6 protein-coding genes and 2 pseudogenes are annotated in these 8,992 nt (G+C 61.0%); 2 read left to right on the forward strand and 6 right to left on the reverse strand.

Annotation, left to right across the window (positions count from 1 at the left end; all coding sequences use genetic code 11):
- From I5W_RS11215 to I5W_RS11240, 6 genes and pseudogenes are all read right to left on the reverse strand, one after another.
- A pseudogene (locus tag I5W_RS11215) lies at positions 1-695 on the reverse strand (PAS domain-containing protein); the annotation flags it as partial.
- Between the two features lie 161 nt (positions 696-856).
- On the reverse strand, positions 857-1,660 hold the full coding sequence (locus I5W_RS11220) for a BPSS1780 family membrane protein (RefSeq protein WP_017454286.1): 804 nt from the start codon (positions 1,658-1,660) through the stop codon (positions 857-859).
- Between the two features lie 11 nt (positions 1,661-1,671).
- A complete protein-coding gene (locus I5W_RS11225) occupies positions 1,672-2,625 on the reverse strand; it encodes a homoserine kinase (protein WP_044529283.1) in 954 nt (317 codons plus the stop codon).
- A gap of 197 nt (positions 2,626-2,822) precedes the next feature.
- Positions 2,823-3,260: a hypothetical protein gene (locus I5W_RS11230; protein ID WP_017454288.1), complete on the reverse strand. Its 438-nt coding sequence runs from the start codon at positions 3,258-3,260 to the stop codon at positions 2,823-2,825.
- 125 nt (positions 3,261-3,385) lie between these two features.
- Positions 3,386-4,075, reverse strand: coding sequence for a hypothetical protein (locus I5W_RS11235; protein ID WP_044529284.1), 690 nt, complete (start codon positions 4,073-4,075; stop codon positions 3,386-3,388).
- 474 nt (positions 4,076-4,549) lie between these two features.
- Positions 4,550-5,295: pseudogene (locus I5W_RS11240) on the reverse strand (TIGR00730 family Rossman fold protein).
- Between I5W_RS11240 and polA the strand changes: the two are divergent.
- Together polA and I5W_RS11250 are read left to right on the forward strand one after the other, a co-directional pair.
- Positions 5,296-8,061: a DNA polymerase I gene (gene polA / locus I5W_RS11245; RefSeq protein WP_044529285.1), complete on the forward strand. Its 2,766-nt coding sequence runs from the start codon at positions 5,296-5,298 to the stop codon at positions 8,059-8,061.
- Between the two features lie 317 nt (positions 8,062-8,378).
- The coding region (locus I5W_RS11250) for an MCP four helix bundle domain-containing protein (RefSeq protein ID WP_044529286.1) at positions 8,379-8,992 on the forward strand (614 nt) is incomplete at its 3' end.

Genomic DNA, 8,992 nt, shown 5'->3' on the forward strand with positions numbered 1-8,992 from the left:
TGGCGTGCGTGATGTCCAGCGGCCTGGTGCAGGGGCTTGATGAGCGCAGCGCGCAGGGCGATCCACTGGACGATGGAAATGAGCGCCGATACCGCCGCCAGCGCACTGATCCACCATTGGTGCAGCGTGACCATGCCGGCCACTACCACCGCGATCTGGATGGCCAGCATCACGCCCATGGACAGATTGAGTCGGGTATTCAACTGCATCCGCGACAGCTTGCCCAGCCAGCCGGCCACGCCGGTACGCACCACTTCGCCGCGATGCAGGGCGATGCCCTTGGCCTGACCGCGACGGATGCTGGCGTAGAGCTTTTCGGCCGCCTCCACCGCCGCGCGCTCGGGCTTGGTACGCACCGACATGTAGCCGACCACCTGGCCGCTTTCGCGGATCGGCGTGACGTTGGCGCGCACCCAATAGTGGTCGCCGTTCTTGCTGCGGTTCTTGACCAGCCCGGTCCAGGGCAGGCCAGCCTTGATGGTGGCCCACATGTCGCCGAAGGCCTCGGCCGGCATGTCGGGATGGCGGATCAGGTTTTGCGGCGCGCCCAGCAATTCCTCTTCCTCGAAACCACTGATCTCGATGAAGTAGGGATTGACGTAGGTGATATTGCCCTTGAGATCGGTCTTGGAAACGATGGCCTTGCCATCGATGAGCAAGCGCTCCTGGCCCGTGACCGGCATGTTCATGCGCATATCTTTGTACCCCCGTGAAAATAGCCTGGTTGTCCTGGAAAGTCCGGCTGGGGGGCGGGCGTTGCGGTGTGCAGCGTTCGTCTTCTCGGTTCGAACTGTTCAAGCCATGCGCGCCAGGCAGCGACAGCCTGGCGCAGGTCTTGTCTGAACGATATCAGGCGTCAGACCTTGGAATTGTCTCCGAGTGGCGGGCTGTCTGGCCCTCTGCGGGGCTTTCCGAAGATGGTAGTGTAAGTCGGATAGAACGAACAGTACATAACCACCGTCAACATTATCGATATAGGTAACAGGATCAAGAACACTGCCGTGAAGCTGCCAGTGGCCAGGGTGATGACCAGGCTGATCACGGTGGGCACCACGATGGCAATCACGATCCAGGCCAGACCATAGACCAGGAAGGCGCCACCGGCGCGGCGCACCGTGAAGAAGCTGTAGAACAGCGCCTTACCCAGCGACATCTGCTGCCACATGATCAGCGGCGCCGCATACCAGAAGGCCATCGCTGCAGGCACATAGAGCGCTGCGGCCACCAGCATGGCGATGCGCATACTGCCGGCGGCGTTTTCCAGTTCCTGGGTCGACAGACCGCCGCCCATCATGGCCTTCCAGAAGGTGCCGCCATCGGCCAGTGCCGAGGCCGCCACCACCAGCGTGGCCACCAGCAGGTACAGCAGGCCCAGCTTCAACAAGGTGTTGCGGGCCGGACTGCGGAAGGCGATCAGCAACAGGTTGGGGTAGACCCGTTCACCCTTTTCGATCTGCGCGCAGGCTTGCATGAACGACATCGAAAACAGCGGGATCAGGATCAGCGGCAGCATCTGGCCGAGCACCGGGATAATGCCCAGGATCAGCATCAGGAACATGTAGGCCAGGAACAGTGTCGAGATTTCGGCCGGCTGCTTGCGAAACAGCGTGAAGCCTTGCTTGACCCAGGACCAGCCGGTAAGTGCGGGGATCTTTTCCATAGCTCCAGTGGTTACAGTGCCGGCGGCGCTTGGTTGATGCGCAGGCGCAGGATGCGTTCAAAATGCGTGGGATCGTGCGGCGTGAGCATCTCGGCCTCACGCGGCAGATAGAAGTCGTACAGGCGCGAGAGCCAGAAGCGTAATGCCGCGGCGCGCAGCATGGGCTGCCAGGCGATGCGCTCGGCGTCCGAGAACGGACGCACGGCGCGGTAGGCCTCCAGCATGGCTTGGCTGCGGTGGGTGTCGAGCACGCCAGTGTCCAGTTCCACGCACCAGTCGTTGACGGTCACGGCCAGGTCGAAGAGCCAGGTATCGACGCCGGCGAAATAGAAATCGAAGATCCCCGAGAGCTGCTCGTCCACGAACATCGCATTGTTGCGGAACAGGTCGGCGTGCACCGGGCCGCGCGGCAGGGCGCGGTAGTCGCTGGTGGCCGCGAAGTCCTTTTGATACTGCACTTCGTCGGCCAGCAAGCGGCCCAGCTCGGGCGGCAGGAAGGGCAGCACGGCCGGCGTGGTTTCCAGCCACCAGGCCAGGCCGCGCAGGTTGGGTTGCAGGATCTTGAAATCCTTGCCCGCCAGGTGCATCCGCGCCAGCATGTCGCCCAGCGCGGCGCAGTGCACCGGTTGCGGATCGAGCTGGGACTGGCCTTCCAGCTTGCTGACGATGGCCGCCGGCTTGTCGTTCAAGAGATTGACGATGGCGCCCTTGTCATTAGCTACCGGTTCGGGCACCGGGATGCCGCGCTGCGCCAGGTGGCGCATCAGTTCCAGGTAGAACGGCAATTGTTCGATATGAAGCTTTTCGAACAGGGTCAGCACATATTCACCGCGTTCGGTACCGATGAAGAAGTTGCTGTTTTCGATGCCCGAGGAGATGCCTTTGATCGAGGTCGCGCGGCCGAGCGGGAATTGTGCAATCCAGTCCGAGAGTTGTTCCAGACTGACCGGTGTAAAGACTGCCATGACGAAAATGAAAAGATGAAGCTTGCTGATGCGCGCCACAGCCCAATCGACTGTGGCGCGAGGCCGGGGGCATGCAGCCGCCCTGCCTGTTCCTGGACCGGCCGCGCCGGGCGACCGGGGTGATGCACGCCATCGGCTGGCGGATGGCCTGTCGGTCATCGCCTCAGGTGCTTCAAGCACCGGGCGATGACAGAAATTTACTTCTTGGGAGCGGCGTCGGTCTCGCCTTCCTGGGGCTTTTTCACGCCCCAGTCGAATTCACCGACCTTCCACTGCGCCGAGCTCGGCGGCGGGCTTTGGGCGTCGCCCGGGGTGGAACCACCCAGTTGCGGGTTGGGGCGGATGTAATAGGTGCTGGGGCCGGACTTGACTTCGATTTCCTTGGTCTGGCCGTGGTCGCGGCGTTCCTTGATGCTGTTGCCCTGGTTACGACCGTCTTCGCCTGGCTTGCGGATGGTCACGGCCGGCGGTTCGCCTTCTTCCAGCTTTTCCAGTTCCGGTGGCGGCGGGGCAGGCTGGGCAGCCAGTCCGGGCGGGGCGGGTTGGGCCACGGCCAGCGGAGCGGCCAGACCGGCCGAGACACACAGCAGCGCCGCTGCGAGGGACTGTTGGAACCAGACGTTGGATGGTTTCATGATGTTATGCAGGAATGAGGATAGTGTCGTTTTCTTCATTGTAGCAAACCATCGACATCTGCCCCCTGCGTTTCTTCATGGGAATGGTCATTATGGCAACATCGACTGCATTCTTGCTCCCGGCCCTAGCGTAGCAAGGGGATGTGAGTGATGAGCCAGTCATCCAGCGGCGGAGGCATGGGCATCACCCTGGCGAAGTCATCCTGCTTGCGGGCGTCGAAATAGCTGAAGTGATCGGATGAGTACTCCAGCATCAGCGGGAAATCGCTAGCCCAGCGGATGGTGAAGTAGCGCACGGCGCGCCAGCGGCCGTGTTCATCGAAGATGCGCAGGCGGATCTGCTCATGGCGGCTGGCATCGCTGCCGGCGCCGCACAGTTCGATGTGGAACTGTTGCCCACGGTATTCGCGCTCGCCACCATTGAGCTTTCGGGTGTACATGTCGCATTGGTGATAGTTGGGCGTCAAGGCTGAGACCAGCAGGATGGCCAGACCGTAGCTCATCAGCAGCATGAAGAGCAGGGTCGTGGTCTGATAGGCCGTCTGCCAGGCCGGCTTGGCCAAGGCGATGATGCGGTCAAGGGCGTGGTAGAACAGCCCCAGCGTGCCCCCCAGGAGCGCCGCCATGAGCCAGTAGATGGCTTCGCGATGCTCGTGCAGCGCCGCTTTCCAATGCGCCATGCTCCATTCAGAAAGCCATGTGTACGACAGCACCAGCATGGCCACCGCCAGTACCAGCGGAACCAGACTCAGGAACAGCACGGCGTAGACCGTACCCAGAAGGAGTTGCGTGAAATAGGCGCGGGCGACTGGCATGGCGACGCAAGGAATACGATGAATACTTCATGTAATTGCATCGCATGATGAAGTTGTGCGCGCCTATTTCAAATCGTACGTTGGTGAGGGAAGTGAACTTTTTTACACTTACTGCTGGCAGTTGGGGAAGGCACTTCAAGCCAGTCAATCCAGTAGCGGGATTCTAGCCCTCAGCCAATCAAGCAAGCTTGGTGGCATATGTGTAAGGTCTTGACAGGGTCTTCGCTACTGAGATCGAATGGCTGATGCCATCGGTGTCGAAGACTCGCAGCCTGATCGGGTCATGATTGCCTGAATCATTCGGACCTGTGCCGCAAATCTCGATTCGATAGCGCTGGTTCTTGAATTGGTTGAGGCCGCCGTTGAGCTTTTGCGTGTAGTCATCACAGTTTTTGCAGATAGGGCATCCAAAACAACAAGGGCGGAACGCTTTCACGTCCCGCCCTCGCCAGCGTCCTGCCCAAGCGCAGCAGCTTACAGATACATCCCGCTCTGCCGTTCAGCCTCCTGCTGGGTATCTGCCGGCTTGGCCTTCTCGGCGTGGAATTTCTGGATCGCCGCCAGCACTTCCGCAGGTTCGTCGATCACCTGCAGCAGGTTCACGTCCTTGGGCGAGATCATGCCGTCGTCCACCAGGCGGGTCTTGATCCAGTCCACCAGGCCGGCCCAGAACTGGCTGCCCACCAGAATTACCGGCATCATGCGCGATTTGCCGGTCTGCATGAGGGTCAGCGCTTCGGTCAGTTCGTCGAGCGTGCCGAAGCCGCCGGGCAGCACCACGTAGGCATCCGCGTATTTCACGAACGCCACCTTGCGCGCAAAGAAATGGCGGAAGGACAGCGAGATGTCCTGCCAGGCATTGCCGTGCTGTTCGTGCGGCAGTTCGATGTTCAGGCCCACCGAAGGGGATGCGCCTTCGTAGGCGCCCTTGTTGGCCGCTTCCATGATGCCGGGCCCGCCACCGGAGATGACGGCGTAACCCGCGTCGGAGATCAGACGGGCGATCTCCACGCATAGTGATAATGGGGATTGTCGGGCTTGATCCGGGCAGAACCGAAGATGGAAACGGCAGGACGCAGCTCAGAGAGACGTTCGGTCGATTCGATGAATTCTGCCATAATCGTGAGTACATGCCACGACTCGCGCGCCTTCTTGGCCGTCGCGCGTTCGATGTCCCCCACCTCCCGCAGACGCGGGACATTTTTTCCTCTCTGTTCCATATGCAAAAAACCTTGTTGTTAGTTGATGGTTCCAGTTACCTCTATCGGGCCTTCCATGCACTGCCCGATATGCGTAACGCGGAAGGCGCGCCCACCGGTGCGTTGTACGGCATCATCAATATGCTGCGCCGACTGCGCAACGATTATCCCGCAAGTTACGTGGCCTGTGTGTTCGATGCCAAGGGCAAGACTTTTCGTGATGATCTCTATCCCGACTACAAGGCCACCCGCAAATCCATGCCGGAAGACCTGGCATTGCAGATCGAGCCCATCCATGCCGCCGTGCGCGCGCTGGGCTGGCCGATCCTGATGGTCGAGGGCATCGAAGCCGATGACGTCATCGGTACGCTCTCGGTACAAGCCACCAGCGCGGGCCTGGACACCATCGTCTCTACCGGCGACAAGGACATGGCGCAACTGGTCAACGAACACGTTACCTTGGTCAACACCATGAGCAATGAAGTTCTCGACATTGCCGGCGTGATCGCAAAATTCGGTGTGCCCCCGGAGCGCATCGTCGATTACCTGAGCTTGATCGGGGACACCGTGGACAACGTGCCCGGCGTGGAAAAGTGCGGCCCCAAGACCGCCGTGAAGTGGCTCACCGCCTATGGCTCGCTCGATGGCGTCATGGCCAATGCCGACAAGATCACTGGCGTGGTCGGCGAGAACTTGCGCCGTGCGCTGGACTGGCTGCCGCAAGGCCGCGTGCTGGTGACGGTCAAGACCGATTGCGATCTGTCGGCACACATGAAGTCCATCCTCGAATCGCTGACCATGCAGCCGGTGGACAAGGATGTGCTCAAGGAACTCTTCACCCGCTACAACTTCCGCACCTGGCTGCGCGAGTTGAGCGAAGGCGCAGACGCCGCCGCAGGCGCCAAGGCTCCCATGGTGGGCGCAGCGGCCGCCGCCGCGCTGGAAACCCCGGCCCAAGGCGGCCTCTTTGCCGCCACGCCCAAGGTCGAGTACGAGACCGTGCTCACCGATGCGCAACTGGACCAGTGGATTGCCGCCATCAACGCTGCTGAACTCACCGCGGTCGATACCGAGACCACCTCGCTGGAAGCGATGCAGGCCGAGCTGGTCGGTATTTCGCTATGCTGCGAGCCGGGCCGTGCGGCCTATATCCCGGTGGCGCACAACTACCAGGACGCACCGGCGCAATTGTCGCGCGCGCACGTGCTGGACAAGCTCAAGCCCTGGCTGGAAGATGCCAGCAAGCCCAAGCTCGGCCAGCACCTTAAATACGACAGCCACATCTTCGCCAACTATGGCGTGCGGCTGGCCGGGGTGAAGCACGACACGCTGCTGGAATCCTACGTCTTCGAATCGCATCGTCCGCATGACATGGACAGCCTGGCCGCGCGTCATCTGGAGCGCAAGACCATCACCTATGCCGAAGTCTGCGGCAAGGGCGCCTCCCAGATCGGTTTCAATGAAGTGCCCATCGAGCGCGCCACCGAATACGCCGCCGAAGATGCCGACGTCACGCTGGCCTTGCACCAGGCCATGTGGCCGCAGATCGAGCATGACGACAAGCTGCGCTTCATCTACGAGAAGATCGAAGTGCCGACCTCGGTGGTGCTGCAAAAGATCGAGCGCAACGGCGTGCTCATCGACAGCGAGCGCCTGGGCCAGCAATCGCACGACCTGGGCAAACGAATGCTGGAGATCGAACAGCAAGCCTATGACCTGGCCGGCCAGCCCTTCAACCTGAATTCGCCCAAGCAGTTGGGGGAGATATTGTTTGGCAAGCTGGAGCTGCCGGTGGTCAAGAAGACCGCCTCCGGCGCACCGTCCACGGATGAAGAAGTGCTGCAGAAACTGGCCGAGGATTACCCGCTGCCCAAGGTGCTGCTGGACTATCGCGGCCTGTCCAAGCTCAAGTCCACCTATACCGACAAGCTGCCCAAGATGATCAACCCGGCCACCGGCCGCGTGCATACCAACTATGCACAGGCAGTGGCGGTCACCGGTCGCCTGGCTTCCAACGATCCCAACCTGCAGAACATCCCCATTCGCACCGCCGAGGGTCGTCGCATCCGCGAAGCCTTCGTCGCACCCGAAGGCAGCGTGATCGTCTCGGCCGACTATTCGCAGATCGAATTGCGCATCATGGCGCACATCTCGGAAGACGAAAACATGTTGAAGGCATTCGCCAATAACGAAGACATCCACAAGGCCACCGCTGCCGAGATCTTCGGCATCGCGCCCGAGCAGGTCGAGTCCGAGCAGCGTCGCTATGCCAAGGTCATCAACTTTGGCCTGATCTATGGCATGAGCGCCTTTGGCCTGGCCGGCAACCTGGGCATCGAACGCGCGGCCGCGCAGATGTATATCGACAAGTACTTCATGCGCTTCTCGGGCGTGAAGCGCTACATGGATGAAACCCGGATGCAGGCCAAGGCGCGCGGCTACGTGGAAACCGTGTTCGGCCGTCGCCTGTGGCTGCCCGAGATCAATTCACCCAATGGTCCGCGTCGCCAGGGCGCCGAGCGGGCTGCGATCAATGCACCGATGCAGGGCACAGCCGCCGATCTGATCAAGCTGGCCATGATCGCCGTGCAGGGCTGGTTGGAACAGGCCGGTCTGCAGACCCGCATGATCATGCAGGTGCACGATGAACTGGTGTTGGAAGTCCCACAACAGGAGCTGGACCTGGTGCGTGAAAAGCTGCCTGAATTGATGAAAAATGTTGCGGAACTGAAAGTTCCCTTGCTTGCCGAGGTCGGAATCGGTAAGAATTGGGACCAAGCGCATTAATCTTCACCACCCTACCATGGGACGCGGCATTGCGCCGTGCTCCTTGCAGAGAGCTGAACAATAATGCAAGCTACAACGTACTTACAGAACGATAAAAGCACACCGGCGTCGCAACCGCAGACAGACCAAGACGGGATGACGCCACAACAGGGACAAGACCTGGTCAGGGACAAGACCTGGTTCGGGTAACCGAGGCCGGGGCAAGCCGTAGGGGACGCGCATTATCCGTATATGTCATGGCACACCGATGTGCGCCATGGCGCCGCTCATGTCCCTGCTTGCCCCCAGCCTCCGATGACTACTTGGGAGGAGACGCGATGAAGTCAGCAATGAAAGTGGGCACCCGCCTGGGGCTCGGGTTTGCATGGGTGGTCTTGCTGCTGGTGCTGGTGACCGGCTTCGGCATCTTCAACATGCACCAGGTGCAGGGGCGCTTCAAGCACGTGGTCGAGGTCAAGAATCCCGAGAGCGCCCTGGTCAAGGACATGCTGGAGACGGTCGGCGAGCGCTCCATCTCGCTGCGTAACCTGATGCTGCCGGCCGCGCCCGAAGACGTCGATATCGAGGCGCAATACATCGAAGCCCAGACCCTCAAATACCGGATGTCGGCGCAAAAGCTGCAGCAGCTCTTCAGCGAGTCGGCTGTTACCAGCGAAGAAGAAAAGGCGGCCTTGCCGAAGGTCCAGGCCCGGGCCGCCACGGCAGAAAAGCTCATCAGCGAAGCAGTGGAATTCGGCAAGCGTCGCGAGGCCTATGAACTGGCGCAATTCCTGAAGGAACAATACCTGCCGGTGCAGAAGGCCTGGCAGGTGGAGTTGAAAGCCCTGGCCGCGCTGGAAGACAAGCTCAATCTGGAAGCCGCCGAAAGCAGCGCCGCCGCCTATGGCCGGGCGCGCCTGCTGATGCTGGTCATCAGCGCCATCGGGGGGGT

It is taken from the genome of Herbaspirillum sp. B65 (assembly GCF_000333555.1).
In the GTDB taxonomy this organism is placed as follows: Bacteria; Pseudomonadota; Gammaproteobacteria; order Burkholderiales; family Burkholderiaceae_D; genus Herbaspirillum; species Herbaspirillum rubrisubalbicans.

What these genes read in the sequence shown, in the direction of transcription:
- polA (WP_044529285.1), top strand. Translation starts at nt 5,296, where the DNA reads ATGCAAAAAACCTTGTTGTTAGTTGATGGTTCCAGTTACCTCTATCGG.
- I5W_RS11235 (WP_044529284.1), bottom strand. Translation starts at nt 4,075, where the DNA reads ATGCCAGTCGCCCGCGCCTATTTCACGCAACTCCTTCTGGGTACGGTC.
- I5W_RS11230 (WP_017454288.1), bottom strand. Translation starts at nt 3,260, where the DNA reads ATGAAACCATCCAACGTCTGGTTCCAACAGTCCCTCGCAGCGGCGCTG.
- I5W_RS11225 (WP_044529283.1), bottom strand. Translation starts at nt 2,625, where the DNA reads ATGGCAGTCTTTACACCGGTCAGTCTGGAACAACTCTCGGACTGGATT.
- I5W_RS11220 (WP_017454286.1), bottom strand. Translation starts at nt 1,660, where the DNA reads ATGGAAAAGATCCCCGCACTTACCGGCTGGTCCTGGGTCAAGCAAGGC.